The sequence below is a fragment of the Streptomyces tauricus genome (assembly GCF_014650955.1).
GTDB lineage: Bacteria > Actinomycetota > Actinomycetes > Streptomycetales > Streptomycetaceae > Streptomyces > Streptomyces tauricus.
The window spans coordinates 58,768-85,618 of sequence record NZ_BMVY01000018.1; the positions used below are offsets into that span (position 1 = coordinate 58,768).

Genomic DNA, 26,851 nt, shown 5'->3' on the forward strand with positions numbered 1-26,851 from the left:
TCGCCCGGGCGGCGCAGGCCAGGCGGCGCCTGGCCGTCCTCTGCCGCCGGGTCCTGAACAACACCGGACGCCGCCGACCACGTCGACCGCCTCGCCCAGGACCTCAGGCATACCCCCGAAGACCATCTGGACGTCGACGGCGCCTTGGTCTTCACCTGCCTGCTGCTTTTTGACCGATCACCCCGAAGGCGCCGGGTTCTGGTGGCAACTGGCCGCTGGAGCCGGCAACCGGGAGGTCGGCTACCACCTGCACCACCTGGCCCTCGGCGAGCATCGCGAAGCCCGGCACTGGCTCCACGAGGCCACCCACACCGTCCTCGACTCCGGAGCACCCGACAGACACTTCCTGACCTGCCTGGATGCGGTGGCGCACTACGTACGCAAGAACGGCTCCGCGGCTCCGGCCCCACGGGCGGCCTGGAGACAGAAGGCGACCACCTGGCCACACTCGCCCGCCGGGGCCACTCCCGTTCGCCTCGCACGCCGGCGCCGGCCACCTGCGCGGCCGGGCATGTGCTTCTGCGCGGGCCGCCCGAAACGGACGGGACGCCGGCGCTCAGAGTCCGCGACAGCCATGCTCGCGGCGGCCGGCGAGGAACGCTCGCAGGCGCGGCCGACACCTGTCGCCGAGGGCGTCGGACGAACCCTCCAGCGGTGTCATCGCCGTCCCGCCCGGGGCCGTGACCGGTGCGAGGAGGACATCACCGACGACCTCGGGGCCGCTCACGGCGACAGCAGGGTTCCCCCGCCGCCCGAAGCGGTACCGGGCCCGCCGACGGCTGACCACGTCCTCACCCGGGAAAGCCCGCATCCGATCCGGTTCCCTTGCTGTTCCGGCGCGGGGAAGAGCACACGTTCCCCGTGCTGCACGGGTCGTGCAGCCCAGCGCCCCGGGCCGGCCCGGCCCGGCCCGGCCCGGCAAGAGATGTACATGGTCTGACATGTCATTCCTTCGGGTGGCTCTCTTGCCCCAGGCGGTGGAATATGCCCACCGAATGGCACGATGGGAATCCGACACCGGCCCCGGCCAGGCCGATACGTCGTCCCCCACTGCACGCGGTGCCTTCCCGCGCCCCTATCCGGTCCCGCCCTTCACGCCGACTCCCTCAGCCACCGCGAGGGGCCGGTGGTCCGGGGCTGTGATCAAGGGGCCCTGGCACTACAGGAGGTTCCTCGTTGTCCCGTCATCAGCTGCCCGCCCAGCAGGGCTCCGGCCATGTGCCGGCCCTCGACGACGTGGCCGACCCGTCGGTCGAGATCCTGCCGCTGACCGCCGGCCAGCGCGAGGTCTGGCTCGCCGACCGGCACTCGCCCGACAGACGACCGGCGTTGCGTCTGGGGGAGTACCTGGAGATCCGCGGACCGGTCGAACCCGCCCCGTTCGAGGCGGCGCTGCGTCAGGTCGTGAGCGAGACCGACGCCCTGCGCGTGCGTCTCGTCCCCGGCGAGGACAAGCCTGTCCAAGTCCTGGACCCGGACCTGCCCTGGACGCTGTCCCTCGTCGACGTCGGAGACGAGGACGATCCCGAGGCAGCCGCCCGCGCATGGGTCCATGCCGATCTCGCCAGGCCCATGGACCTGGCCTCCGGGCCGTTGTTCAGCTACGCGCTGCTCCAGCTGGCACCGGACCGCTTCTGGTGGTACCACACCTACCACCACGGGGCCGTGGACGCCTTCGGATACGCCCTCGTGGCCCGGCGGGTGGCCGAGGTCTACACGGCACTGGTCCAGGGCCGGGAGGCCGCCCCCCGTTCCTTCGGGCCGCTGTCGGAGCTGGTCCAGGCCGACCGCGACTACCGTGCCTCTCCGGAACGGGACACCGACCGGGCCTACTGGACGCGGCAGTTGACCGGATGGACACGGGGCGACGAGCCGTCCCCCCGCCCCGGGGGCGCGGCCCACAGCGTCCCACCGATGCGGCGCGAGGCGTCCGCCGCCGGTCCGGTCCCCGTCCCGAGGACCGAGCTGCTCCCGCTGCTGGACCCGCAGCTGCTGAGGACCGCGGCCTCGCGCGCCGGCGTCTCCCGGTTCCGTTTCGTGTTCGCCGCCGTGGCGCTGTACACACACCGGCTGACGGGCGCGCGGGACGTCGTCATCGGACTGACCGTGGCCGGCCGGGTGGACCCCGTCTCCCGCACGACGCCGGGAATGCTGGCCAACGCTGTTCCCGTCCGGCTGGCGGTCCGGCCCGACATGCCGCTGAAAGAGCTGCTGGCGCAGGTCGACGTCCGGATGCGGGAAGCGGTGGAGCACCAGCGCTACCGCGGCGAGGACCTGCACCGGGACCTCGGCCTCACCCGCGGTGCGGGATCGGTGTTCTCGCCCGTGGTCAACCTCATCGGGTTCGACTACGACATCACGTTCGCCGGCCACCGCTGCGTCCCCCACAACCTCTCCTTCCCGCTCGGCTCCGATCTGATGATCATGGTCTGGGACCGCCGGGACGGCTCCGGCCCGCACATGCGACTCCACGCGGCACCCGGTGCGTACGACGAGACACACCTCGCGGACACCCAGCGGCGTCTGTCGCGCTTCCTGCGGGACATGGCGGACCTCGACCCCGAGTGCCGGGTCGCAGCGCTCGACGTGCTCTCGGAGGACGAGCGGCAGTCCCTCCTGAACAGGGGCGACCGGACCGACTCGGGTGTCCCCGGCGTTCCCCTGCCGACCCTGTTCGAGAACCAGGTACGCCGCACACCGGACGCCGACGCGGTCGTGGCCGGGAAGACCCGACTGAGCTACCGGGAATTGAACGTACGCGCGAACCGGTTCGCGCACGCACTGGCCGCCCGGGACATCGGGGCGGAGGACATCGTTGCCATCGCCCTGCCGCGGACACCGGAGTACGTCGTCGCCGTCCTCGGCGTACTCAAGGCCGGCGCCGCCTACCTCCCGGTGGACCCGGCATACCCGGCGGCGCGGAAGGAGTACATGCTCGCCGACGCGCGGCCCGCCCTGGTGCTGGACGACCCGCGGACCGTGGCGGTGCTGTCGCAGGGGCAACCGGACACCGACCCGGACAGGGCCGCGGACCCGCGCCTTCCGGCGTACGTCATCTACACCTCCGGCTCGACCGGACGGCCCAAGGGCGTGGTGGTGACCCACACCGGTATCGCCTCCATGGCCAAGGCACAGGTGGAGCGTTGGGGCATCCGCTCCGACAGCCGAATCCTCCAGTTCGCCTCACCCAGCTTTGACGCCTCCGTATGGGAGCTGTGCGCCGCCCTGCTGAACGGAGCCGCCCTGGTCCTCGTCCCCGGAGCCGACCCGCTGTCGGCGCTCAGCGACCCCGAAGCCGGCATCACCCACGCGACCGTCCCGCCGTCGGCACTGGCCGTCGTCACCGAGGTGGCCGACACCGTCTCGACACTGGTGGCGGCCGGCGAGGCGTGCCCGCCGGGGCTGGTGACGCGGTGGGCGCCGAACCGGCGCATGCTCAACGCCTACGGGCCGACGGAAACCACGATCTGCGCCACCGTGAGCGGGCCACTGACCCCCTCGGAACAGGTGCCGCCGATCGGTCGGCCGATCTGCGGCATGCGCGTCCACGTGCTCAACGACCTGCTGCAGCCGGTGCCCACCGGCGCGGCGGGAGAGCTGTACGTCGCCGGTACGGCACTGGCGCGCGGCTACCTGCGCCGCCCGGCGCTGACGGCCGCCCGGTTCGTGGCCGACCCCTACGGCCCGCCCGGGACACGCATGTACCGCACGGGTGACGTGGTGCGGTGGCGGGCGGACGGCGAGCTGGAGTACATCGGCCGCGCCGACCACCAGGTCAAGGTCCGCGGCTTCCGCATTGAGCCCGGAGAGGTGGAGGCCGCACTGGCCGGGTGCCCGGACGTGGTGCAGGCCGTGGTGCTCGCCCGGCCGGACCGGCGCCACGGGGATCTCCGGCTCATCGCCTACGTCGTGGCCGACGGGGACCGCGCACGGCCACGACCACTGCGCGAACGACTGCGCGGCAAGCTGCCCGACCACCTGGTGCCCTCGGCCTTCGTGATGCTCGACGAACTGCCGCTCACCCCGAACGGAAAACTGGACCGCGACGGGCTGCCCGATCCGGACGACGAGCCCGACGCCTCCGTCGCGCGGGCACCGCGCACCCCGCAGGAACAACTGCTGTGCGAGCTGTTCGCGGAAGTGCTGGGTCTGACCCGCATCGGTCCCGACGCGAACTTCTTCGACACCGGCGGACACTCGCTGCTCGCGATCCGCCTGGTGTCCCGGATCCGCGCCGTGCTCGGGGCGGACCTCGACCTGAGCCTGCTGTTCGAGGCTCCCACGGCCGCCCGCCTCGCGGCCCGCCTGGACGACGTGGAACTGCGACGCCCGCCCCTGACCGCGCAGGAACGACCGGACCCCGCGCCGGTGTCCTCCGCCCAGCGACGGCTGTGGTTCCTGCACCGTCTGGAAGGCCCGAGCGCCACCTACAACATTCCCCTGGTACACCGGCTGACCGGCGAACTCGACCGAGCGGCGCTGGAGGAGGCCCTGAGCGATCTGGTGGACCGGCACGAAAGCCTGCGCACGGTGTTCACCGACATCGACGGTGAGCCCTTCCAACGGATCATCGACTCGCCGTCGGCACGCCCGGCACTGCCCGTCGCGGAGGTGGACGACGAGGAGGCACTGCACGCCCGGCTGCTGGACACCGTCCGTTACCCGTTCGACCTGAGCCTCGAAACGCCGCTGCGTGCGGAGCTGTTCGCCCTGCGGCCCACCGAGCACATCCTGGCGGTCGCGATCCACCACATCGCCGCCGACGGCTGGTCCGTGGCCACCCTGGCCCGCGACCTGGCCACCGCATACGCCGCCCGGTGCGACGGCAAGCGGCCCACCTGGGAAGCCCTGCCGGTGCGGTACACCGATTACGCCCTGTGGCAGCGCCGACTGCTGGGCGACCCCGGCGACCCCGATGGACTCCTGCACCGCCAACTCGCCCACTGGACCTCCGCGCTGGCGAACCTCCCCGAGGAACTCCCGCTCCCCTACGACCGACCCCGCCCCGCCCTCGCCTCGTACAGCGGCGCACGTGTTTCCCTGCGGATCGACGCCGAACTGCACACCGCGCTCTCGGAGCTGGCACGCGGCTCGGGAGCAAGCCTCTTCATGGTGCTGCACGCAGGGCTGGCGGCACTGCTGACCAAGATGGGCGCGGGCACCGACATCCCCGTCGGCAGCGTGATCGCCGGACGCACCGACCAGGCCCTGGACGACGTGGTCGGGTTCTTCGTCAACACCCTCGTACTGCGCACCGACACCTCCGAGGACCCGGACTTCACGGAGCTGCTGAAACGGGTCCGTGGTACCGCACTGGAGGCGTACGCCCACCAGGACGTGCCCTTCGAACAGCTGGTGGAGACCCTCAACCCGCCCCGGTCGCCGGCCCGCCACCCGCTGTTCCAGGTCGCCCTCTCCCTCGACGTCGACGAAGCCGCGGTACTGGCGCTGCCCGGGCTGCGGACGTCCAGACTGCGCATCCCGACCGCCACAGCCAAGTTCGACCTGGACATCGGCGTCCACGAACAACGCTCCGCACAGGGCGATTGCCTCGGTCTGGACATCACCGTCGACTACGCCACCGACCTGTTCGACCCCGGCACCGTCGAGGACCTGGCAGCGCGCTGGGTGCGGCTGCTGGAAGCGGCCGTCCGCGACCCGTCCCGTCCGATGAGCCGCCTCGACGTGCTGACCGACGACGAGCGCCGCCTCCTCGCGGACCCCGACCACAGCACGAACACACAGCCGGCCGCGCGCACCGTCCCCGAGCTGTTCCACGAACAAGTGCGCGCCACCCCCGACGCCGTCGCCGTGGTGGCCGGCGACACCACGCTCACCTACGCCGAGCTGGACAGCCGGACCAACCGGCTCGCGCAGGCGCTGGCCGCTCGCGGCGTCGGCGCCGAGGACATCGTTGCCATCGCCCTGCCACGCTCCCGCGACCTCGTCCCGGCCCTCCTCGCCGTCCTCAAGGCCGGAGCCGCCTACCTGCCACTGGACCCCGACTACCCGGCCCGGCGCATCGAGGCCATGGTGGAGGACGCCCGGCCCGTGCTGCTCCTCACGGACTCCATCACCAGCGCGTCCGGCGGCTTCGGCACAGGGTTGCCCCGCCTGCTGCTGGACGCACCGGACACCGTGCGCGAACTGACGCGGCTGCCGGACACCGCCCCCGCGACGATGCTGTCTCCCGACCACCCGGCCTACGTGATCTACACCTCGGGGTCGACCGGCACACCCAAGGGAGTCGTCGCCCGGCACGCCGGCGTCGCCAACATCGCCACGCAGTACCGCAGCGAGGTGTTCGGACCGGCCGCCGAGCGCCTCGACGGGCGCCCCCTGCGCGTCGCCCTGACCGCCTCCGTCTCCTTCGACGCCTCCTGGGGCCAGCTGGCGGCCCTGATGCACGGCCACGAACTACACGTACCCGACGCCGCCACCTGGACGGACGCTGACCGGTTCGCGGCATGGCTCATCGACCACCGGATCGACACGGTCGACGTCACACCCTCGTACATGCGCGCGCTGGTCGACCGCTGCCTCTTCACCAACGGGCGATGGCGGCCCGGCGTGGCCGTGCTCGGCGGCGAGGAACTGCCCGAGCGGCTGTGGCGGGAACTACGCGCGGTGGACGGCCTGGCGGCCCACAACATGTACGGGCCGACCGAATGCACCGTGGACGCGGTACAGGCACGGCTGGACACCGCCGCGACCCCCGTCATCGGGCGGCCCGTCCCCGCCACCCGTGCCCATGTGCTGGATGCCGCACTGCGGCCGGTGCCACCCGGTGTGGCCGGCGAACTGTACGTCGCCGGTGTCGGACTGGCGCGCGGCTACCTGCGGCGCCCGGGCCTGACGGCCCAGCGCTTCGTGGCCGACCCGTACGGTCCGCCGGGGACGAGGATGTACCGCACCGGCGACCTGGCCCGCCGTCGCGCCGACGGACAACTCGTCTTCGTCGGGCGGGCGGACAGCCAGGTGAAGATCCGCGGGCACCGCATCGAACCGGGCGAGGTCGAAGCGGTCCTCGCCTCCCACCCCCGCATCGCACAGGCTGCGGTGATGCCCCACGTCCACCGGGGGGAGACCCACCTGGCCGCGTACGCCGTCCCGGCCGCCGGGGCCGAGAAGGCCGACCCGGGCGAACTGCGTTCCTTCCTCCGCGAACGCCTTCCCGCCTACCTGGTCCCTTCCGTGTTCCTGGTCCTGGACTCCCTGCCCCTGACCCCCAACGGCAAGCTGGACCGCGACGCACTGCCCGTCCCGGACCTCACCCCGGCCGCCGCAGCAGGCCGCGCGCCCAGCACACCCGAGGAACGGACGCTGTGCGAACTGTTCGCCGAAGTGCTGGACCTGCCCGCAGTGGGCCCGGACGACGACTTCTTCGCGCTGGGCGGGCACTCCCTGCTCGCCACCCGCCTGGCCGGCAGGATCGGCGAGACGCTGACCGTCCCCTTCAACCTGTCGGCGCTCCTGGAGGCACCGACACCGGCAGGACTGGCCCGGCGGCTCCACGCGGACGACCCGCACACGGTGACGTCGTACGTGCCGGACACGGAGGCGAAACTCAGTCCCGTCCTGCGCTTCGCCCCCCTCCCGCCCGCCACCGGTGACCCCCGCGACATCCTGCTGACCGGGGCCACGGGGTTCGTCGGGGCCTTCCTCGTGCCCGAGCTGCTGCACCGCACGTCGGCCCGCGTCCACTGCCTCGTCCGCGCGCGGACCGACGCGCAGGCACGCGAGCGGCTGGCCGAGGCCTGGCGCGGCTACGGCCTCACCGCCTCGCCGGACGATCCTCGCCTGGTGATCGTCCGCGGAGACCTGACCGCCTTCCGTCTCGGCCTCGATCCGGCTGGCTGGGACCAGTTGCGGGAGGCGATCGACACGATCGTCCACGGCGGCGCACACGTCCATCACCTCTCGCCGTACCCACGGCTGAAGCCGGCCAACGTAGAGGGCACGCGCACCCTTCTGCACCTGGCGGGTGAAGGACGGCCGAAGTCGTTCCACCACCTCTCGACCCTCGGGGTGTTCCGACTCGGCCCGAACTCCCGCCTGATCACGGAGCGTTCGCCGATCGACAGCGAACGGCACCCCTTCGGCAGGGGGTACGCGGCGAGCAAATGGGTGGCCGACCGGCTGGTGGAGCGTGCCTTCGACCGGGGTGCCGTCGGTGGCATCTACCGGCTCGGCCGTATCTGGGCCCACACCACCACGGGCGCCGTGAACCAGGACGACATGTTCTCCCGGTTGCTCACGAGCTGCGCGGCGCTCGGCTGCCATCCGGCGGACCCCGGACTGGACGAAGCCCTGCTTCCCGTGGACGTCCTCGCCGGCGGCCTGGTGGAACTCCTGCGTGACGGCGGTAGGACCGGGGGCGCACATCATCTCCACCACCCACGCAAGGTCACACCAGGAGCCTTCATGGCGGGGTACGACCGGATGCACGGAAGCCGCTCCGAAGAGGTCACGCTGACCGAGTGGTTGCGACGCCTGCGCCGCGCCGGTGAACGAGGGCACGACCTGCCGATCCTGCCCTACCAGGCACTGCTGGAGGAGTACGACCGGAACGCACCGGGTGTAGGGCAGCAGCCGACCCTCGAGTTCGGGAACGACCGGACCGTCGACCGGCTGCGACACCTGGGGGTGCCCCTCCCCGATATCGACGATGCCGCGATCCGCGGCTACTGGGGCTTCATCGGGCGGCCCCGGACGCCGCAGCAGTAGCCGTGCCAGTAGGGCCGTACGCCGACGGCAGTACGGCCACCGGAAACCAGTGATGGTGACGATGTCCTTGCTCGTAAGCCCACCCGCTCACACCCCGACGACCCGTCGTGCTCGTACGGGAGTGACGATGCGGCCCCGTTCGATCGTTCCCGGCCGCCAACGCTGGGAAGTCGACCATGTCCGCGGCAGCCCCGCCCTGGCCCGGCTGACCGAGGCGTCGCTGCGACGCGTCCCCGGCATCACCGAGGGACGCGTCAGCCCGGTCACCGGCCGGGTGCTGCTACGACACGACCGCACCCTCGGCCCCCGGGAGGCGGCGCAGGCGCTGCGCCGGGCGGTCGAGGCCGCCCGTGCGGCCTTGCGCGCGCACGCCGCGGAGCTGCGGACGGCAGCAAGCCGCCCGGACGCCGGTCCACGCCGCGGCCCAGTCCTGGAACGTCGCACGGCCGGACCCGGAAGCGGACGCTGGCTGCCGAAGGTGCTCGGGGCCGGCGGCGCGGTGGTCGCGGCCATCGCCGGCGGGCCGTTCCTCCTGAAGCTGCTCAGCCGACCGCTGCTCACCTTCGGACTGACGGCCGCGGCCACGGCAGGGATCGTCCGGCGGTCCTGGCGAAGATCCGACAGCGCACAGCGGGCGGCGGACGAGTCGGCGCCCCAAGGCCATGCCCTGCGCCGCATCGTCGGCCCGCACAAGCGGAAGTTCGCGCTGGCGGCGCTGCTGTCCGGGATCTCCCAGTTGGCGGAGATCGCGCTCTTCGCCCTCAGCCCCTCGATCGTGCTGCTGGTGGCCAAGGGGGGCAGCGCCACCCTTGCCGGGCTCGGCCTGGCCACCGTCACCGGACAGTTGTCCCTCCTGGCCGGCGCAGCCGGAGCGGCCTGCCTCGCCATGGCGGCCTCCGGGTACGCGTCCAGCGTCGTCTGGCGTCAGCTGGGGCAGGAGATCGAGGACGACTGGCGCATCCGCACGTACGAGCACATCCAGCGGGTGTCACCGGCCGGCCTGGAGCAGGAGCGGGTCAGTCGCGTCAACGCCGTCCTGTCCGAGGACATCAACCAGATCAGCACGTTCATCACGTCGAACATGAACGACGTGGTGCAGATGGCCACCAGCCTGGGCCTGCTGATCCCCGCGTTCCTGCTGCTGGCTCCGCAGATCGCCTGGGTCGCCTTCGTACCGATCCCGGTCGTGGCCTGGCTGTCCTTCCGCTTCCACGAACGCGCGATCGCCAGTCACGCGGCTTCCGACGAGCAACGGGCGCGGTTGTACGCCCGGTTGACCGAGAACCTCCATGCCCACGCGACGATCAAGTCCACGGTCACCGAACAGCACGAGATCGACCGCATCACGGAGCTGAACAGCGAATACAGCGAGGCCAGCCGCTCCACCGGCCGCACCTCGGCGATCCCGCCCCAGATCCTGCGCCTGGCCGGCGGTTCGGCCCTGGTCGGAACCGTGCTGCTGGGCGGACGGGCCGTGCTGCGGGGGACGCTGCCGACGGCGGCGTTCGGACCGCTGATCGAGTTGCCGGGCATCGCCATGCTGAAGCTGTCCAAACTGGGCAGCACCGCCGACCAGTACCAGCGCACCGTCACCGCCCTGGACCGGGTGGAACGGCTGCAACGCCTGCCTGTGGAGCCCACTGGCGAAGGCCGTCCGGTGTCAGCCCGCGAGGTGAAGGGAGAGATCGAACTGCGAAAAGTGACGTTCGCCTATCCAGGGCGGCCGCCCGCCCTTCGCGAGACGTCCCTGACCATTCCGCCCGGCCGGACCACCGCCATCGTGGGGGCCAGCGGCGCCGGCAAGACCACCATCGCCAAACTGCTCATGCGCTTCCACCACCCCGACCAGGGACAGGTACTGCTGGACGGGACCGACGTCAGCACCCTGGCCCTGCCGGACCTGCGCCGCGCGATCGGATATGTCACCCAGGAACCCTTCCTGTTCGACGCGACGATCGCGGACAACATCCGCTACGGCACCTTCCACGCGACGGACGACGAGCTTGCCGCCGCTGCCCGTACCGCCGGGGCGGACGCATTCATCGAGACCCTGCCCGAGCGTTACGCCACCAGGGTCGGTGAGCGGGGCGCGTCGCTGTCCGGGGGGCAGAAGCAGCGCATCGCGCTGGCAAGGACCATTCTGGCCGATCCACCCGTCATCGTCCTGGACGAAGCCACCTCCGCGATCGACAACGAGACCGAGGCGGTCATCCAGCAGGCCCTCCACGTGTTCGGAGTGGACAGGACCATGGTCGTCATCGCCCACCGGTTGTCCACCGTCCAGAACGCCGACCGCATCTATGCCATGAGTCCCGGGGGTCTGGTGGCCGAACAGGGGACGCACGAGGAACTCGTGGCTCATGGCGGCCTCTACAGCAAGCTGTGGAATCTGCAGGTCGGTCAACCGGTGCCCGCGTGACAGAACAGAAGTTTTGAAACGGTCCATTGATTCACCGTCGACCCGGCGAGCTTCCGACCGGTGAAAGACGTGTAATTCCTTCGGGTGGTGACGACCAGAATGATTTCGGATACGGGCGTCAACCTGCAACGATGGGTATTGAAACGAAATGAATGGAGCATGAGGTATTCCGATGACGATTCCGTATCCTACCGACGCACCGGTAATGATCAATGAAAGGCGATCGGGCTCCTGTGGGAGGTTTCAGGTGGCCGACGTCAATAATGAATCCGCGTATGCGGCAGAACCCGGTCGATGAGAGCGCAGGAGTGCCGATATGGCAGACATGGTCAATCCATTCGACGACGACGCGGCCCGGTTTCTCGTCCTGGTCAATGACGAGGGCCAACACTCGTTGTGGCCTTCCCTGGCAGATGTGCCCGCCGGCTGGGCAGTGGCGCATGCGCAGGGCTCCAGACAGGCATGCCTGGACTACATCGACAGAGCCTGGACGGACATGCGGCCACGCAGCCTCGCGGAAGCGGTGGACGGAGGCGGAGCGCCATAGCGCGCCCCGGCTCCGGTCAGCGGTACCCGCAGCCGAGTGCAGGCGCCGGGCCACCGGCGGCAACAGCGCCGTCACGCCCCCGAACGACGAGTCAGCCGGATCAGCCGGGCACTTCGGCTCGGAGTGCCACCTCACCCCTCAAGCCTTCCAGGACGGACACCAAACATGGATACCTCAGAAATCTGTGCCGTTCTCGCCCGCCATCCCGCTCTCGACGACTTCGCCGGCCAGGTCAGCGCGTTCCTCGACAGCCATCTCCCGGAGCCCATGACGGAGGAGACGCCTCGACCGCCCTGGCTGAGCCTGCGCAAGCACGCGGCGGAGGCCGGGCTGACCGCGCTCGATCTCGGCTGCGTGATCGCCGAATCAGGACGCGGCCCGATCCCTGGAAAACCCACAGAGCCCGCCGCGGTGGTTCCTCCCGGGGCTGAGCGAGTGGCGCAGGGCCTCGCGATGTTCCTGGCGGGACGACAGGACTGCGATGCGCGGGAGGTCTTCAGCTCGGGACACGGGGCCATGGCTCTGCGCTACGGCGGACCTGCCGTGGCGCGGACGGTCCGGGAGCGCGTCGTGCACGGTGGCGAACTGGCGGGCGTGGCCTCCAGCGAACCCCACTCGGGCTCCGACCTGCGTGGTCTGCGGACCGTAGCGGTCGACCACGGCGGCCATCTCGTCCTCTATGGCACGAAGGGGCTGGTCAGTCGGGTGGAGGAGGCCATCGGGTTCGTCGTCTTCTGCAAGGTGGTCGGGTCGGGCCGGGCCTCCCTGCTCCGAGGCGACGCCGACCTGCTGCGCGAGGTGCCGCTCTCGGCGGTCTGGGTCCCGATGGAGAGCGCGGGCATCTCGACCGAGACCGCCGCGCCGCTGGGGCTGCGCGGTTGGAGCCTGGGCTACCTGCACTTCGACGACGTGCGCGTCCCCAAGGACAACCTGCTCGGAGCACTCGGGGACGGCCGCCGGATCTTCGACGCGCATTTCTCGGGCTGGCGTCTGATGATGGCGCTGGTCTGCCTGGGGGCGGCCACCGCCGCCATCGAGGAGACGGTGACGCGTACGCGTCGGCGCAGTGTCGGCCGGACGGCACTGGCCGATGTCCCCTCCGTGGCTTCCCGGCTGGGCGCGGCGGCGGCCGAGGTTCAGGCGGCGACCGCCTGGTGCTTCTCTCTCCTGGAGCGGATGGAGCGGAATCCTACGGCCGCGGACGTGGCAGCGTGCTCCGCCGCCAAGGCCTTCGCCACCGACGCGGCCTACCGGGCCGTAGACATCGCGCTCCAACTCCACGGCAGCGACGGATACACCCTTTGCACCCCCATGGAGAAGCGGCTCCGGGACATCAGGGGACTTCGTATCGCTGACGGCCCCAACGACACCCTCTACAGCGTCCTCGCCCATTCCCTGCTGGCGGGTCCTCGGCAGGGACGGCCGCTGGTGGCGGCGCAGCGGCAGGCCTGACCGCCGCGCGGGGAGCCGAGACCGTCGAGGTTGCCGCGGCGGTCTCGGCCGAGCGCCCGATCACGACGGCGCCGTGCCCGCGGTCGGTGGGTTTCTTGTTCAGGCAATCTTGCTTCTGAGCATGGCGAGGTAGAAGGGAAGCTTTTGCACGGCCTTCCTGGGTACCGTATAGACCTCTACGCTTCCGCGGACGTGATCATTGATGATCAGCGTGGTCTCACCGTCTGCATGACGGACCTCGGCGGAATACAGGACCTCCTCACCGTCGGTAGTGCCATCGGGATTGATTTCCTCGGGCATGGGCTTCTCCACGCGAACTCCTGTCTCGCCTTCGGCCCAGACTTTTGCTATGGCCTACTTGTGATCAACGGTAGGTCAGGTGAAGTTCGGAAAGATCAAGGAAGTTGATGCCCTACCCGAAAGGGTGAACATGGTGTACCGCTCTGGTGGGGCGGTCATCGGGGGCGTTACGCTGAAATTATGAGAGCGATGTCGAAAAATTCGACACGTGATTTCTGGAAAGGTCTCACTGACTATGCTTATTCCCATTTTCCTGCTGGGAGCGGCTTCGGCGCCGCTGCTGAAGAAGGTCGTCCGGGGAACGGTGAAGTCCTCGGTGAAGCTGGCACTGGACGCCAAGCGCGTCGCCCACGGGCTGAACGAAGACCTGAACGACCTTGCCGCCGAGGCGGCAGCCGAGTCATTCGCCTCGGATTTGCAGGAAACCGCGACGGAAGTGCCGCACCAGGCGGTCAAGAAAACCCGTGCGGCGACGGCGACGGCGACTCCGTAACGACGAGTCGGCAGCGCGCCGCGCGCCCGCGGCGCCCCGGTCATCGCCGACGGCGGTCAGCAGGGCACCGGGCCTCGCATCCTGCCCGCGGACGCCCTCACGCCCGGGCGTGGATGCGGGCCGGCGCTCGCGGAGCTGATCGTAGTGACGCCTGGCAGACGTTGAGCCCTACACGGAAGACAGAGCACCTCATGGTCAGTGACAGCACAGCGAACGCCTTCATCTGTCTCAGGGTCCCCGACGGGTTGGTGGACGCCCTTGCCGACCTCCAGCAGCAGTGCCGAGACCGGGTCGACCCGCAGAACCGGGAGCACCTCCACATCACCCTGGGTTTTCTGCACGAGGCCGACGAGCGGAAGCTGGCCGACGCCCGCGCGCTGGTGTCCGACGGTAAGTGGGCGGCTCCGCTCATCCGCCTCACCGGGGAGGTGCGGCACGGCAGTTGGGCGCTGAAGAAGAACCCTGCCTACCGCTACGACGAGGAGACGGTGCAGAAGGGTGAACAGGTCCGCCTTGGCGTCGAGTACAGCGACGAACTGCGCCACATCCAGGAGGAGATCACCCAGGGTCTGGACATCGTCGAGAAAGACTTCTGGCCCCACGTCACCCTCGGGCTGGCCATGGAGGACTTCCCTCCCGCAGCGGTCGGTGACCTGCGGCTGCCCTCGGAGAGCGGGCCGGCTCCGAGCGTGGACGTGCAACAGGAAGCGTCGTCCGTCGAGTTCACCACGCTGATCAGTAAGGAACTACCGAGCAGGTGAAGACGAGCACGCGCGCCTGAAGCAGGGGGCCGTCGATCCGGGCACGCTCGCCAGCCGTTCATGAAGGTGCTGTCCGGGCTGACCCATAGCGCCTCCAAGAGCGGCATCGAGGGCGCGGACGCGCAGGGGACCAGTCTGACGGACCGGGCTGACCAGCGCCCTGATAAGCCCGGTCGGCCCAGCACTTGAGGTCATCGGCGGCGAGGGCAGCGGGAATGCCATGGGTCCGGGCCGCGATCAGGTCGTGCGTGGCTCCCGGCAGCGCGGCCGAGGCCCAGATCAGGCGCCCGGGTGGATCGGCGAGGACCTCAGGACGGTGGCGTCCGGTAGCTGCGCGGCGCCGGTCACGACCTCCGGGAACGTGGGCCTCATCTGGGTGCCGCGGCGTGAGCGCAGCGCGGCCTGGCCGATGTCGACGGACAGGCCGGCTCGGAAGCCGTCCCACTTCGGCTCCGCAGGGGTGTCGGCAAGCGGGGGCTGCCGGTCGGCGGGGTCCTGGTCGGTTTTCGAGCGTTGGTGCGGGCGGTGACGGTGACCAGGAGCGGTGGGCGTCGAGGTTGTTGGCGTAGTGCCTCGCGCCGGGCCGCCGTCCAGGCGCGGGCGCCGGAGTCCCAGGCTTCGGCGGGGGACCATGTGATCGATGACAGGCTGCCCGGCGTGGTGAGGGTGACGCCGTCGTAGTAGGGATCCCACTCACCCACCACGGCTTTGCAGCCTGCCTCGATGGCCGGTTCCACACGGGATGTGGCGATCAGCGCTCCGGAGCGCGTGGCCGGCGGAAGGTCAGACGATGCCGTGTCTGTCGGCTTCGGCGAGGATGGCGTCGCGTTCCCTCCACTTCGCCCAGAACGCGCCGTGGTATCCCATGGCGGTGAGCGTGGTGAGGAAGGGGTTGTCGGCGTAGTTGTTGTCGTCTTTGGAACTGCCGGGAGCGGTCGGCAGCATGACACGGGGGTAGTCGGCGGGGTCGATGTGGTCCCACATCAGCTCGACGGTGTGCAGCCAGCGTCCGGCGGGGTCGGCCATGGTGGCGGGGTCCTCGGGGAGACCGGTCGAGAAGTAGCACACCGGTCGGACGGTGCCGTCGGACTGGAACATGAACTGCCGCTCGTACTCCACGGGGGAGTGGCACTGGTCGGCGGTGCGCAGCACGATGGGTTCGGTGGCGCTGTCGGACTGCGTCCCGAGGACGTGCCGTACACCCGCGCTCTCGCGGGCGAGCCACTGGCCCAGCGGCTGGTAGGGGAAACAGCGCAACCCCAGACTGAACCCGGCCACGGTCGCGTCCAGTGCCAGTGTGCGGTCGATGGCCTCACGAAGGGTTTCCCAGGTCTCCCCTGGCATTCCGGCCAGGACCTCCACCATGGAGGCCATGCCGTACTGGTGGCACAGTTTCACCAGTTGCTCGGTGTCCGACCAGGTGTAGTAGCGAGTCCCCTTCTTGGTGACCTTCCAGCCCTCCAGCATGTCGTCGCGCACGTGGTCGGGTGCCACGTTCACGCCGGCGCATCCGGCCGCCGCCAGTAATTCGGCGAACTCCTCGTCGAAGGGCTTGGGCTGGGCGTAGATCCACAGCCGCAGTTTGTGCAGTGGGGAGTCGGGGGCGTTGTCCTTGCGGCGTACTACCTCGCGCAGTACGGCCTTGGTGTTCGCGATGGCGAGGTTGAACTCGGAGTCGGCGGTGTGCACGTCGCACACGCCCTGCTCCACCAGTTCGGTCAGCTCGTCGACGACCGCGGTAACGGACCGTTTGGCGAACGCCGTGCCCTTGGCGTCGGGTTCGACGCAGTGCGCGCAGGCGTAGGGACAGCCGCTCTTGGTGAGGATGTTGCCCAGGCCTCCGCGTTCGTAGTAGCCGAGGTTGTCGACTTTGAACCGGTTGCCCGAACGGCGTGTGTAGGCGGAGGCGGTATCGACCTGCCAGGCGCGCGGCTGTCCGGCGCCGACCTCACCCACCTTGCCCAGGGCGGGGTCGGGGTCGGGGGTGGGGACGCGGGTCACCCGGCCGTCGCCCTGGTTGATGAGCAGGCCCGCGACCGTGGCCGGGTCACCGCCGTGGGACAACCGGTGGGCGAGGTCCACCAGGATGAGTTCGCCCGGGCCTTTGACGCCGAAGTCCAGCCCGAAGTAGTCCACGCAGGCGAACGGCATGGTGGAGAACCCCACCCCGCCGCCCACCACGGGTGCCGGGGTCAGCGACCGGATCTTCCGTACGATCTGCCGGTGCTCGGGGAGGAAGACGCGCTGCTGCTGGGCGTAGAGGGTGTCGGTGTTGCGCACTGAGATGCCCACCAGCAGCGGCGACGGACGGGAGGTGAAGTACTCCTCGATGACCTGCGGCCAGGCGTCCCGTTCGAAGCACAGGTCCACGATCTCCACGGTGTAGCCGTGCTGCTCCAGCCGGGTGGTGAGGACGTCCAGCGCATACGGGGTGATCGGGGGGTGGACCTTGTTCGGGTTGATCAGGGTGATGAGGGTGCTCACTGGATGTCCCTGCCTTTCCCGAGGGGACTGAGCCTGGCGGTGAAGTGCCGCATCGGTGCCTGCGGTCCGGTGATCTCGAAGCCGGTCAGCTCCTCGGCCCGCCCTACCGCATCGCTGACGGACTCCACCACGTACTCCAGGTGCGAGCGGGTGTAGACGCGGCGGGGCAGCGCGAGTCGTACCAGCTCGTGCGGAGCCGGCTGGTCGTCATGGCCCAACGTGAGGGTGCCGAACTCCACCGTACGCACCCCCGCCGTCCGGTAGAGCTCGCAGACCAGCGCCACACCGGGGAACTCGGCCGGGGGAATGTGGGGCAGGAGCCGTCCGGCGTCGGCGTAGACGGCATGGCAGCCGGCCGGGCGCATTACGGGCAGGCCCGCTTCGGCCAGCGCGTCGGCGAACCACCGTGCGGTGTCGGCCCGGTAGGTGAGATAGGCGGGGTCGGTGACTTCCCGCAGTCCCTGGGCCAGGGCTTCCAGGTCGCGTCCCGCGAGTCCTCCGTATGTGGGGAACCCTTCCCAGGCGATCAGCAGTTCGCGGCAGCGCGCCGCCGTCTCCGTGTCGCGCAGGGCGATGAACCCGCCCGTGTTGGCCAGGCCGTCCTTTTTCAGCGAGGCCCAGCAGCCGTCCGCGAGGTCGAACATCGTACGGGCCACCTCGCGTGGACTGCGGCCTTCCTGACCGGGCTCCCGGGCAATGATCAGGTGGGCGTTCTCCGCGAAACGCGACGCGTCCAGGAGCAGCGGTACCCCGTACTTCTGGCACACCTCCTGCACGGACCGCAGATTGGCCAGCGATACCGGCTGGCCGCCGCCTCCGTTGTTGGTCACGGTCATGATGACCGCGCCCAGTTTCTCGCCGTCCGGGCCGGCCAGCAGTTCCCACAGCCGGTCGAGATCTATATTGCCCTTGAAGGGCGACTGGTCGGTGAGATCGGCGGCTTCGGGGCACGGCAGATCCACTGCCTTGCATTGCAGCATCTCGACGTTGGCGCGTGTGGAGTCGAAGTGCGTGTTCGCGGCGGTGATCTGCCCGGAACTCAGCAGTTCGGTGAAGAGAATCCGCTCGCCCGCGCGGCCCTGGTGAATGGGAATGATCTCCGGGAATCCGGTCAGGTCTTTCGCGGTCTGCTCGAACCGCTCATAGGACGAGGCCCCCGCATAGGACTCGTCCCCCATGAACAGGGATGACCACTGCGCGGACGACATCGCGGTCGTTCCGGAGTCGGTCAGCAGGTCGATCGTCACGTCGGAAGCACGCACCCGGAAGATGTTGTGGTCGGCCTCGTCCAGGATTTGCTGCCGCTTCTCGGGCGTGAGGAACGGAATCGGTTCCACGGCCTTGATGCGAAACGGTTCCATTACCGCACCCCATTCCACCGAATTGGTTCGCCGGAGGGGAGCCCGGACGGTATCAGGGAATTCATGCATACCGGTAAATTCTCCATACGACCGTACCCTCGATCGGTGCCGAGCACCTGTTGAGGAGTCCGCAGCCTGATGAGTCCGGGGCGACAGGCCCGGAGTGCCGGAAGGCAGGACTATGGGCGTCGCCGTGCCCGGGCCGCGGCCCAGGCGAGCAGTGCGCCGACGGCCAGCACGATCAGGCCCCGGACCCATACGTGGCCGTCCATCTGAGTGGCGAGCAGCACACACGATGCCGCGCCGAGCAGGGCGATCGTCGTCGGGGTCGTGAAGTGGTCATGCGCCACCGTGTCCTTGCGCAGTCGTAGAACGGCCGTGTTGACCAGGAAGAAGACGACGAGGAGCAGCAGTACGAGCGTCGAGGCGAGTGAGGCCAGGTCTCCCGTCAGCGCGAGCAGCAGCGAGAGCACGGTGGTCGTCGCGATAGCGGCCCAGGGAGTGCGTCGGCCGGGCAGCACCTTCGTCAGAAAATGTGGCAGCAGTTTGTCGCGGGCCATTCCGTATACCAGCCGGGAGGACATGATGCCGGTCAGCAGCGCGCCGTTGGCGACGGCGATCAGGGCGATCACGCTGAAGACCCGTGTCGGTACGCCGCCCGCCACCTCCACGACGGTGAGCAGCGGTCCGCTGGACTGCACGAGCGAGGTCGTACTCACCGCGGAACTCGCCGCGGCACCGACCAGCGCGTAGACCACGCCGGCGGTGGCCAGTGCGCAGAATAGGGCGCGTGGGTACGACCGCCGGGGATCGCGGGTCTCCTCGGCCACGTTGACGGATGTCTCGAAGCCGACGAAGGAGTAGAAGGCCAGGACGGATCCGCTCAGCATGGCGGCGGCCGGTGAGTTCTGGTCCGTTCCGAGCTGCGTCAGGCGGCCCACATCCCCGTCACCGCGCAGTGCCACCCAGGCACCGAGGCCGATGACCAGCACAAGGCCTCCGACCTCGATGACGGTCGCGGCCACGTTGGCCCGGGTCGATTCGCGGATCCCTCGGGCGTTGAGCAGGGCCAGGGCGCCGAGGAACAACACAGCCACCACGGCTACGGGCAACGAGAAGAAGACACCGAGGTAGTCACCGCCGAACCCGCGGGCGAGGGCGGCCACGGACACGACGCCCGCGGCCAGCATGCAGAAACCCGTGAAGAACCCGGCGAACGGGCCGTAGGCCAAAGTGGTGTAGTGCGAGGCACCGCCGGCCCGTGGGTATTTCGTGACGAGTTCAGCGTAGGAGGAGGCCGTCAACACGGCCAGACCGAGGGCCACGATCAGGGGGGCCCACACCGCGCCCCCGGATTCCGCTGCCACCTGCCCTACGAGCACGTAGACGCCGGCGCCCAGCACGTCACCCAGAATGAAGAAGTAGAGGACCGTCGTGGTCAGTGTGCGTTTGAGTGGTGTCCCGGGGAGTCCCGCATCGTCCTGTGCGCGGCTCTTCATACTCACCTGGCTCCATGTTGCGGTATCCAGAAATACGGTATTAATCCAGGATTATCTCTGTTGGTGGCCGCACGTGCGATGGACCTGACCCGGCTGGTCGTCAGCGAGTTGGTTACCTACGCCCGCAAGTACGCGCCCGGGCCGGTCATGATGGAACTGCGTGTTTCCAGGTCCGTGGTGGAGGTCGCCGTGTGGGACAGCGGTCCCGTCCTGCCGGTGCCAGGGCCGCCGATGCGGGCCGTGTGGGACAGCACGGCCTGGAGATCCTCATGGCCGTCTCCCAGGGGTTCGAGGTCTGGCGGGGGGATTGTTGGCTCAATGAGAATCCTCGACCGGGACATCGACGTCCCAGGGTTGTTCGACAGCGGTGAGGAGTTCGAGGATCTGCAGGGAGTCGCCACCGTTTCGGAAGAAATCGGTGTCCGAGGTGATGGAGTCGGTGTCCAGCATCTGCGCCCACAGCGCGACCAGTTCCTCGCCCACCCCTTCGTGGGCGGGGTGGTGTGAGCGATACCTCTGCGGTGCGGGGATGAAGTATGGCGAGCGCTGTGCGGTCGGTTTTGCCGGCGTCGATGAGGGGGATCGCATCGATCAGCGGAAGATCGAAGGCAGCATGAATGTCGGCAGGGTTTCTGCGAGGAAGTCCCTGAGGTCCGTCGTGGCTGGCTCTGCGGTGTTTTCGGAGTGGACGGGTAGTCGATCATGCCGGTTGTGGGTCCGCCCAGGTCAGGTGGGTCTTTCGTTTCGGACTTTCCTGGCGGGTTTGTGAGAACGGTGGGAGGCCCCGGCTGTCCTGCCCCCGTCTCGCTGCTCGCCGCCCTTCCGAGATGGTTGATGAGGCTGCCGCCACGCTCTGCCGGTCAGGGCGAAACGACACCCGACCCGGATGCGGTGGAGGCATCGGCGGGGCCGAGCCATTGGCAGATGAGGATGGTGGCGTCGTCCTGGAGCTGGCCGTCGTGGTAGTCGCGCAGTGCGTGGATGAGGCGGCGCAGTGTTTCGGGGACGGGTAGTCCGTCGGCGTGGTGGCGGATCAGGAAGTCGGTGAAGCGTTCCACGCCGAGTTCGGTGTCGCCGCTGCCGCGGGCTTCGGTGATGCCGTCGGTGTAGAACACGATGCGGTCGCCGGGTTCCAGCTGTTCCCGGCACAGGGCGGCTTCCAGGCCCAGGGCGGTGCCCATCGGGTGTGCGGGTCTGCAGTTCAGCTGGCTGCTCGAGCGGCCGGCACGGATGAGTACCGGCGGCATGTGGCCCCGGTTGACCCAGGTCAGGACTCCGGTGTCGGTGTCGAGGTCGGCCAGGATGCCGGTGACGTATCGCGTCTGGTGGTACTGCTTGAGCAGCGCGTCCTCGACGGCTTCGCCGATGTCGAGCAGGCTACCGCCCTGGCGGCGTGTGTTGCGGCAGGTACCCATGGCCAGGGCCGCGGTCAGGCCGGCGGCGGTGTCGTGGCCCATCGCGTCGAAGATCGATACGTGCACCACCGGTCCCGCGGTGGCGTAGTCGTAGGCGTCGCCACTGATGTGGTGGGCCGGCTCCATCGCGGCGGAGATCGCCACGCGGCTGTCGGAGTAGGTGGGAGGCGGCATCAGATGCCATTGCATCTCGGCGGCGATGTTCAGCGGTTGGGTGCGCATCAGCCGGGCGTAGGAGTCGCTGCTCTGCCGTTTGCTGACGATGATCAGTGCGATCAGGGAGGCGAGCAGTTCCATGTTCTCCCGCGTGCGCGCGTCATCGGCTCGCGTGGTCAGACGCAGTACGCCGAGGCGCTCGGTGCCGTTGAGCAAGGGCACCCACCACTGCCGTTCTCCAGGACCGGAGCGGCCGCCGCGCAGGATCTGCCCGTACTGGTAGGCGCGGCCGGGCAACGTGCCCTCGATCTTGATACCGGTCTCCTCGCCGCCGGCTTCCCTCGCGGCGTCCAGTCCCTGGCCGGTCAGCAGTTGCAGCACCTCACGCTGCAGGTCTGCCAGATAGATCAGTGCCTGGGTGAAACCCGCGGACGCCGCGTGCTCGGCCGTCTTGGCCGGCAGCCACTCGAGGGGTATCAGCTGGCTCGTGGCCAGCAGGCCGGCCAGCATCTCCCGGCTTCCACGGTCTTGATCATTCACAGGAGCTTCTCCCACCCCACAGCCCCAACCGAACCCCGGCACACCGCTGGGTAGAGGACAGACCTACTCACTCTAGCCGTCCTCGCATCGCAGACCAGCGGTGCCCAAGGGCCTCGCGCAGCCCAAGCTGCCCGGCAAAGGGGCCGCCTGGATCAGGGTGTGTGCCCGCGCCACATCCGCCGCGGTGATCGACGGCGTTGCGTCACCAGTTCACTGACCGCCAACACGACCATGCTCAACACGACCATGCTCACGCGCGGTCGGACAGTGGGGCCCGTACACGAACTGCAGCGTGCCAGGCACGCGCGGACCGCGTCGGCCCCGGCAAGAGGGCGAACGGATCATGCAGGGATAGCGGTGAGTTGCTGCGGTCACGCTCGCGGACGATCCCGCCGCAGACGTCTCCGGCCGCCGGCCCTGGCCGAGGTGGCAGCGAGCAAGGCGGTAGCCGAGCGCTGGACGCCCCTGGGCCCTCATCTCTGCTGCTCACTGTCGCCCTGGCCCTGGGATGGATGGGAGGGGGAGGGAGGCAGGGAACGGCGGTTGGGCGAGGGGACGGGGCGGTTCGCGTGTCCTGCCGGGCGGCACGGCGACCGTGCGGAAGGCCGGAGCCTGGCAGCGTCGTTTCAGAGGCGGTGTACTGGTGAAGAGGCAGTGTGCTGGCACTGCACTATTCATGCGGGGCGCCCAGTTTGCGAGCATGTACTCATGATTCGAGGGCGCATCATCGCGGAAAGCCTTCGGACTGGCGCGGACATCCGGCTGGCCGGACTCAGCCTTGTCCGCCTGGGCCGCCACGAGGTGTCCGTGTCGACTCTGCCGGCAGATGAAGGCGCCGACAGAGACGACCAGCATGGTGTGGTCGACGGTCAGCCCTGCACCTGGACCTTCGTGGACTTCGAGGGCGCCGACTGCCTCGCCGACGCCCTTGCCCATCTTCTCGCGAGATCCCTTGATCCGAACCATGGCTGGTGGGCCGACTTCACCGTCGACGCCAGCGAGCACGTGATCGTTTTCGCTGGGCGTTGGTTCCGCTACCGCATCGGCGATGAAGCAGGCAGAGCCGAAGCAGTTGCCTGGGGTCGAGCGGCGGGGGCTCCTGAGCATCAACGGCCTTCCCGAGGCTGCGCTTTTGACGGTCCTTGTCGTTCTCGAGCGGCTTGAGCGCCTGGGCGGCGGCGGTCCGGGTGGCCTTGGGCACCTCGTAGCCGTACCCGGAGGTGGTCCCGGTCACCGGGTGCCGTGGTGTCACCCGTGTGCCGTAACGCCTCTGCTGGGACCTAGGGTGCGGTGCAGGCTCGGAAGAGAGGGCCGGCCCGGCGCGGGAGGCCCGTGATCGTCGTCGCCCTGCTCGCCCTGTTCGCGGGCCTGGCCGCCAATCGCTGGCTGCGGCCACGTCTGCTGGACGTCGTGGACGACGAGGGCATGGCGGTCAAGGACCTGGTGGGCCCGCTGCTGACGATGACCGTCCTGCTGCTTTCCTTCGTCCTGGTCACCGCCAACGGCTCCTACGGGAAGGCTGAGAGCGCCTCGCGCGGTGAGGCCCGCGCCCTGGACCGCTCGTGGAGACCGCTGAATACGCGCCGCAGGCCGAACGGGCCCGGGTCCAGGCCGCCGCCGTCTGCTACAGCCGCGCGGTCCGCGTCCAGACATGGCCCGCCGTGGCCGACGGCAAAGGTCTTCTGGTTCGTGCTCGCCACCCTCGTCCTGACCGTCACAGCACTGGGAATCTGCGTGCCCAGACGGAAAAACCGCGGCCAGATCCTCACTCTCGTCGTGATCACCGCCCTGCTGACCACAGCCCTCGTCATCATCCGCGACGTCGACCGCCCCTTCGGCGGCGTCATCAACATCACACCCACCGCGATCACCGAAGCCGGACGCCAGGCCGAACGCGACTTCATCGCCAACCCACCCAGCCTCCGAACTCCCCTGCGACGCCGACGGAAACCGCCACCCCGCCTGAGCCCCGAACCGCACCTGGCTGCTCCCGGTGGCACGACTGCTGTCCGGTCTCACCTCCCGCGAGACCGGACACCTGCCAGTGGCTGCGGGCGCTCGGTACTGATCAGCGGGGTTTCCCACCGCAGGATCGGCAGTGTCACGGCGCCGCCGCCGAGCTTGTGAGCGGCGTCCTGTAGAAGTGGTGCTGGACACGGTGTCCGCGGCTTGCTCCCCCTGTCCGCGGGTGAAGCATGAAGGCGTTGTCCTGGCGCTACCTGGCCTACGCCGAGGTGTTTGGCTCAGTGGGCGGCTGAGCTGCGGGTGGTGGCCGTCGCGGCGTCCTGGTGAAGGGCAAAGACCTGGTCGAGGCCGACGATGCGCAGAATACGGGCGGTGTTTGCGGGGACCGCGGCCAGGGCTATGTGGCCGCCGCGTTCGATGGCCAGGCTCCGGGCCGACAGCAGGGCGCTGATCCCGCTGGAGTCGCAGAAGTCCAGATGGGCCAGGTCCAGGACCAGCAGCTGTCCCGCGGCAACAGTCAGGCCGTCTACGGCCTTGCGCAGTTCGGGTGCCGTCTCGTAGTCGAGGTCGCCGGTGATCTCCAGTACGGGACCGGTGTCGGCGTCGCGGGCGGTGATGGTCAGTGCGCTCATGTCAGGTCTGCGCTCGCAGGGGTGGGAGACGGGGCGGGCACGCCGAGGGCGAGCAGTGCGGTGTCGTCGTCGAGGCCGTTGCCGAAGGAGGTCAGCAGTCCGCTGAGGGCGGTGATCAGGTCCTTGGGGCCTGTCGGCGGCTGGGTGGCCGTGAAGGCGCGCAGGGCGTCCTCGCCGTACAGGGCGCGGTCGGGACCGGTACGGGCTTCGGTCAGGCCGTCGGTGTACAGCAGCAGAGTGTCGCCGGGCAGCAGCCGGGTGCGGGCGGCGGTGAAGGGCGCTCGGGGCAGAACGCCGATGAGGAGGCCGCCGGGGGTGGGGAGGTAGCCGGCGCTGCCGTCCGCACGCTGGATCAGCGCGGAAGGATGACCACCGGAAGCCAGATGCAGGTCGACGTGGCCGTCGTCGGCGGGGTGAAGGATGCCGAATATGGCCGTGCAGTACCGCCCGTCGCCGCTGGCGTAGCGCTCGTGCAGCACGGTGTTCAGCGTCGTCAGCACGGTGACCGGGTCGGCGTCGTGCAGGGCGGCAGCCCGCAGCGTGTAGCGGGCCAGCGAGGTGACGGCGGCGGCCTGGGGGCCCTTGCCGCACACGTCACCGAGGAAGAACGCCCACCGTCCGGTATCCAGGGGGAACAGGTCGTAGAAGTCTCCGCCCAGCAGATCCGGGGAGGCCGTGTGGTAGTAGGAGCCGGCTTCCAGGCCCGGCACCACAGGCAGTTCGGCGGGCAGCAGGCTCTGCTGGAGTACGGCGAGGGCCTCCTGGAGGCGGACGCGGTCGGCTTCGGACTGCCGGCGTGCTTCCTCGGCCGCCCGGCGCCCGCGCAGCAGCTCTGCCTCGTAGGCGCGGCGATCGCGGGCGTCGAAGACGGTGGTGCGAATCAGCAGCGGCTCACCGTCCTCGCTGGTCTTGACCTTCGAGGTCACCAGCGCCGGCATCCGCCCACCTGCGGCCTTGATGTCCAGGGCGATGCCGCTGATCTCGCCCTTCATCTGCAGCAGCGGTGCGAAGTGCGTCTCGTGGTAGAGCTTGCCGCCCACCGTGAGCAGATCGGTGAACCGCATCCGCCCCACCACCTCGGACCGGGCCAGGCCCAGCCAGTCCAGCAGCGTGGTGTTGATCTTCGCGATGGTGCCGTCCATCAGCGTCGACAGATACCCGCAGGGGGCCTGCTCGTACAGCTCCTCGGCACTGTCCTCCAGCAGCGAGGTGAACACCGCGTCCGTGGCGTCCGCGTCCTGCTTCCCACCGGGTTCGGGCTCCGACTGATCGATGCGGCACATCATCGGGCCGCTGCGAGGAAGTCGGTGATTGCCCCCGTGGTGGCCTGCGGCGCGCTCAGCTGCGGGCAGTGCCCCGTTGCTTCCAGCGTTACCAGCCGACTGCCCGGGATGACGTCGCGGACGTAGGCGCCGACCTCGCGGGGAGCGATCACGTCCTGCCTGCACTCCAGGATCAGCGTCGGCACCGTGACCGTCTCCAGGTCCTTGCGGCTGTCGGACAGAAACGTCGTGCGGGCGAAGACGCGGGCCATGTCCAGGTCGGTCGCGCAGAACGAGGCGGTCAGTTCCTGGCCCAGTTCCGGCCGGTCCGCATTGCCCATGATGACCGGGGCCATCGCCGCCGACCAGCCCAGATAGTTCGACTCCAGGGACTCCAGCAACTCGTCGATGTCCTCGGCGCTGAACCCGCCCCGGTAGCCGTCGTCGTCGATGTAGCGGGGTGAGGGCGCGACCATCACGAGACGGGAGATGCGCCGCGGTGCCTTCGCAGCCGCCAGAACCCCCACCATCGCGCTGACCGAATGCCCCACGAACGTCACATCTCGCAGGCCCAGCTCTTCACAGATTTCCATCACATCGAGCGCGTACCCCTCCAGGGAGCTGTAACGCCGCTCGTCCCAGGTCGACGGGTCCGCCCGGCCCGAGCCGACGTAGTCGAAGAGCACCACCTGGTAGTGCTCGGCCAGCGCGGGAGCCACCAGGCGCCACATGTTCTGGTCGCAGCCGAAGCCGTGCGCCAGCAGCAGCACCGGGCCGTCCGCACGGCCGGTGACGGTGACATTGTTCCTGCGACGGACATCCATACCCGGTAGTTTCC

General features: G+C 69.4%; 18 protein-coding genes and 1 pseudogene. 9 read left to right on the forward strand and 10 right to left on the reverse strand.

The genetic code is table 11. The features are described 5' to 3' along the window. Positions 1–1,176: 1,176 nt before the first annotated feature. The 4 genes from IE278_RS25115 to IE278_RS25130 all read left to right on the forward strand — a co-directional run bounded on the left by IE278_RS25115 (position 1,177) and on the right by IE278_RS25130 (position 13,145). Positions 1,177–8,727 (forward strand): non-ribosomal peptide synthetase, encoded by a 7,551-nt coding sequence (locus IE278_RS25115; protein WP_189775520.1) that lies wholly within the window; start codon positions 1,177–1,179, stop codon positions 8,725–8,727. A gap of 127 nt (positions 8,728–8,854) precedes the next feature. Then, positions 8,855–11,146 (forward strand): ABC transporter ATP-binding protein, encoded by a 2,292-nt coding sequence (locus IE278_RS25120; protein ID WP_246570599.1) that lies wholly within the window; start codon positions 8,855–8,857, stop codon positions 11,144–11,146. Positions 11,147–11,471: 325 nt separating this feature from the next. Then, positions 11,472–11,693 (forward strand): MbtH family protein, encoded by a 222-nt coding sequence (locus IE278_RS25125; RefSeq protein ID WP_189775598.1) that lies wholly within the window; start codon positions 11,472–11,474, stop codon positions 11,691–11,693. Between the two features lie 165 nt (positions 11,694–11,858). Then, a complete protein-coding gene (locus tag IE278_RS25130) occupies positions 11,859–13,145 on the forward strand; it encodes an acyl-CoA dehydrogenase family protein (protein WP_189775522.1) in 1,287 nt (428 codons plus the stop codon). Positions 13,146–13,244: 99 nt separating this feature from the next. Here IE278_RS25130 and IE278_RS25135 read toward each other — a convergent pair whose 3' ends face one another. Beyond that, positions 13,245–13,457 carry a hypothetical protein gene (locus IE278_RS25135; RefSeq protein WP_189775523.1) on the reverse strand — a complete coding sequence of 71 codons (213 nt, stop codon included), beginning with the start codon at positions 13,455–13,457 and terminating at the stop codon, positions 13,245–13,247. A gap of 196 nt (positions 13,458–13,653) precedes the next feature. Between IE278_RS25135 and IE278_RS25140 the strand changes: the two genes are divergently transcribed. Together IE278_RS25140 and IE278_RS25145 are read left to right on the forward strand one after the other, a co-directional pair. After that, a complete protein-coding gene (locus tag IE278_RS25140; protein ID WP_246570606.1) occupies positions 13,654–13,938 on the forward strand; it encodes a DUF5132 domain-containing protein in 285 nt (94 codons plus the stop codon). 191 nt (positions 13,939–14,129) lie between these two features. Then, positions 14,130–14,699 carry a 2'-5' RNA ligase family protein gene (locus IE278_RS25145; protein WP_189775524.1) on the forward strand — a complete coding sequence of 190 codons (570 nt, stop codon included), beginning with the start codon at positions 14,130–14,132 and terminating at the stop codon, positions 14,697–14,699. A 279-nt stretch (positions 14,700–14,978) separates the two neighbouring features. On the opposite strand, the gene IE278_RS25150 is transcribed toward IE278_RS25145, so the two are convergent. From IE278_RS25150 to IE278_RS25165, 4 genes are all read right to left on the reverse strand, one after another. Beyond that, entirely contained in the window at positions 14,979–15,332 is a 354-nt protein-coding gene (locus IE278_RS25150; RefSeq protein WP_189775525.1) for a DNA ligase-like domain-containing protein, read from the reverse strand. A 150-nt stretch (positions 15,333–15,482) separates the two neighbouring features. Beyond that, positions 15,483–17,183, reverse strand: coding sequence for a tryptophan 2-C-methyltransferase (tsrT, locus tag IE278_RS25155; protein WP_189775526.1), 1,701 nt, complete (start codon positions 17,181–17,183; stop codon positions 15,483–15,485). After that, entirely contained in the window at positions 17,180–18,544 is a 1,365-nt protein-coding gene (locus tag IE278_RS25160; RefSeq protein ID WP_189775527.1) for a tryptophanase, read from the reverse strand. Before IE278_RS25160 ends, tsrT begins: the two co-directional genes overlap by 4 nt. A 179-nt stretch (positions 18,545–18,723) precedes the next feature. Next, positions 18,724–20,043 (reverse strand): APC family permease, encoded by a 1,320-nt coding sequence (locus IE278_RS25165; RefSeq protein WP_189775528.1) that lies wholly within the window; start codon positions 20,041–20,043, stop codon positions 18,724–18,726. Positions 20,044–20,100: 57 nt separating this feature from the next. Here IE278_RS25165 and IE278_RS42405 point away from each other — a divergent pair. Next, positions 20,101–20,414, forward strand: a pseudogene (locus IE278_RS42405) (ATP-binding protein); the annotation flags it as partial. Here IE278_RS42405 and IE278_RS25170 read toward each other — a convergent pair. Next, positions 20,359–20,526 carry an acyl carrier protein gene (locus IE278_RS25170; RefSeq protein ID WP_189775529.1) on the reverse strand — a complete coding sequence of 56 codons (168 nt, stop codon included), beginning with the start codon at positions 20,524–20,526 and terminating at the stop codon, positions 20,359–20,361. The pseudogene IE278_RS42405 and the gene IE278_RS25170 overlap by 56 nt on opposite strands. Before the next feature lie 377 nt (positions 20,527–20,903). Then, positions 20,904–22,124: a PP2C family protein-serine/threonine phosphatase gene (locus IE278_RS25175; protein ID WP_189775600.1), complete on the reverse strand. Its 1,221-nt coding sequence runs from the start codon at positions 22,122–22,124 to the stop codon at positions 20,904–20,906. Between the two features lie 738 nt (positions 22,125–22,862). Here IE278_RS25175 and IE278_RS25180 point away from each other — a divergent pair. Both IE278_RS25180 and IE278_RS25185 read left to right on the forward strand, forming a co-directional pair. Beyond that, positions 22,863–23,318 (forward strand): hypothetical protein, encoded by a 456-nt coding sequence (locus tag IE278_RS25180; RefSeq protein ID WP_189775530.1) that lies wholly within the window; start codon positions 22,863–22,865, stop codon positions 23,316–23,318. A 168-nt stretch (positions 23,319–23,486) separates the two neighbouring features. Next, on the forward strand, positions 23,487–24,281 hold the full coding sequence (locus IE278_RS25185) for a hypothetical protein (RefSeq protein WP_246570608.1): 795 nt from the start codon (positions 23,487–23,489) through the stop codon (positions 24,279–24,281). Positions 24,282–24,397: 116 nt separating this feature from the next. Here IE278_RS25185 and IE278_RS25190 read toward each other — a convergent pair whose 3' ends face one another. From IE278_RS25190 to IE278_RS25200, 3 genes are read right to left on the reverse strand one after another with little or no spacing between them, the layout of a single operon-like run. Further along, positions 24,398–24,751 carry an STAS domain-containing protein gene (locus tag IE278_RS25190; protein ID WP_189775531.1) on the reverse strand — a complete coding sequence of 118 codons (354 nt, stop codon included), beginning with the start codon at positions 24,749–24,751 and terminating at the stop codon, positions 24,398–24,400. Continuing rightward, on the reverse strand, positions 24,748–26,034 hold the full coding sequence (locus IE278_RS25195; RefSeq protein ID WP_189775532.1) for a PP2C family protein-serine/threonine phosphatase: 1,287 nt from the start codon (positions 26,032–26,034) through the stop codon (positions 24,748–24,750). Before IE278_RS25195 ends, IE278_RS25190 begins: the two co-directional genes overlap by 4 nt. After that, a complete protein-coding gene (locus IE278_RS25200) occupies positions 26,034–26,837 on the reverse strand; it encodes an alpha/beta fold hydrolase (RefSeq protein ID WP_189775533.1) in 804 nt (267 codons plus the stop codon). Before IE278_RS25200 ends, IE278_RS25195 begins: the two co-directional genes overlap by 1 nt. Between the last annotated feature and the right edge of the window lie 14 nt (positions 26,838–26,851).

Excerpts from the sequence above, each read along its gene's own strand:
- IE278_RS25195 (WP_189775532.1), bottom strand. The coding sequence starts at position 26,034 with ATGTGCCGCATCGATCAGTCGGAGCCCGAACCCGGTGGGAAGCAGGAC.
- IE278_RS25160 (WP_189775527.1), bottom strand. The coding sequence starts at position 18,544 with ATGGAACCGTTTCGCATCAAGGCCGTGGAACCGATTCCGTTCCTCACG.
- IE278_RS25125 (WP_189775598.1), top strand. The coding sequence starts at position 11,472 with ATGGTCAATCCATTCGACGACGACGCGGCCCGGTTTCTCGTCCTGGTC.
- IE278_RS25165 (WP_189775528.1), bottom strand. The coding sequence starts at position 20,043 with ATGAAGAGCCGCGCACAGGACGATGCGGGACTCCCCGGGACACCACTC.
- IE278_RS25150 (WP_189775525.1), bottom strand. The coding sequence starts at position 15,332 with ATGGTCCCCCGCCGAAGCCTGGGACTCCGGCGCCCGCGCCTGGACGGC.
- IE278_RS25175 (WP_189775600.1), bottom strand. The coding sequence starts at position 22,124 with ATGCTGGCCGGCCTGCTGGCCACGAGCCAGCTGATACCCCTCGAGTGG.
- IE278_RS25190 (WP_189775531.1), bottom strand. The coding sequence starts at position 24,751 with ATGAGCGCACTGACCATCACCGCCCGCGACGCCGACACCGGTCCCGTA.
- IE278_RS25145 (WP_189775524.1), top strand. The coding sequence starts at position 14,130 with ATGGTCAGTGACAGCACAGCGAACGCCTTCATCTGTCTCAGGGTCCCC.
- IE278_RS25130 (WP_189775522.1), top strand. The coding sequence starts at position 11,859 with ATGGATACCTCAGAAATCTGTGCCGTTCTCGCCCGCCATCCCGCTCTC.
- IE278_RS25180 (WP_189775530.1), top strand. The coding sequence starts at position 22,863 with ATGATTCGAGGGCGCATCATCGCGGAAAGCCTTCGGACTGGCGCGGAC.
- IE278_RS25120 (WP_246570599.1), top strand. The coding sequence starts at position 8,855 with ATGCGGCCCCGTTCGATCGTTCCCGGCCGCCAACGCTGGGAAGTCGAC.
- IE278_RS25200 (WP_189775533.1), bottom strand. The coding sequence starts at position 26,837 with ATGGATGTCCGTCGCAGGAACAATGTCACCGTCACCGGCCGTGCGGAC.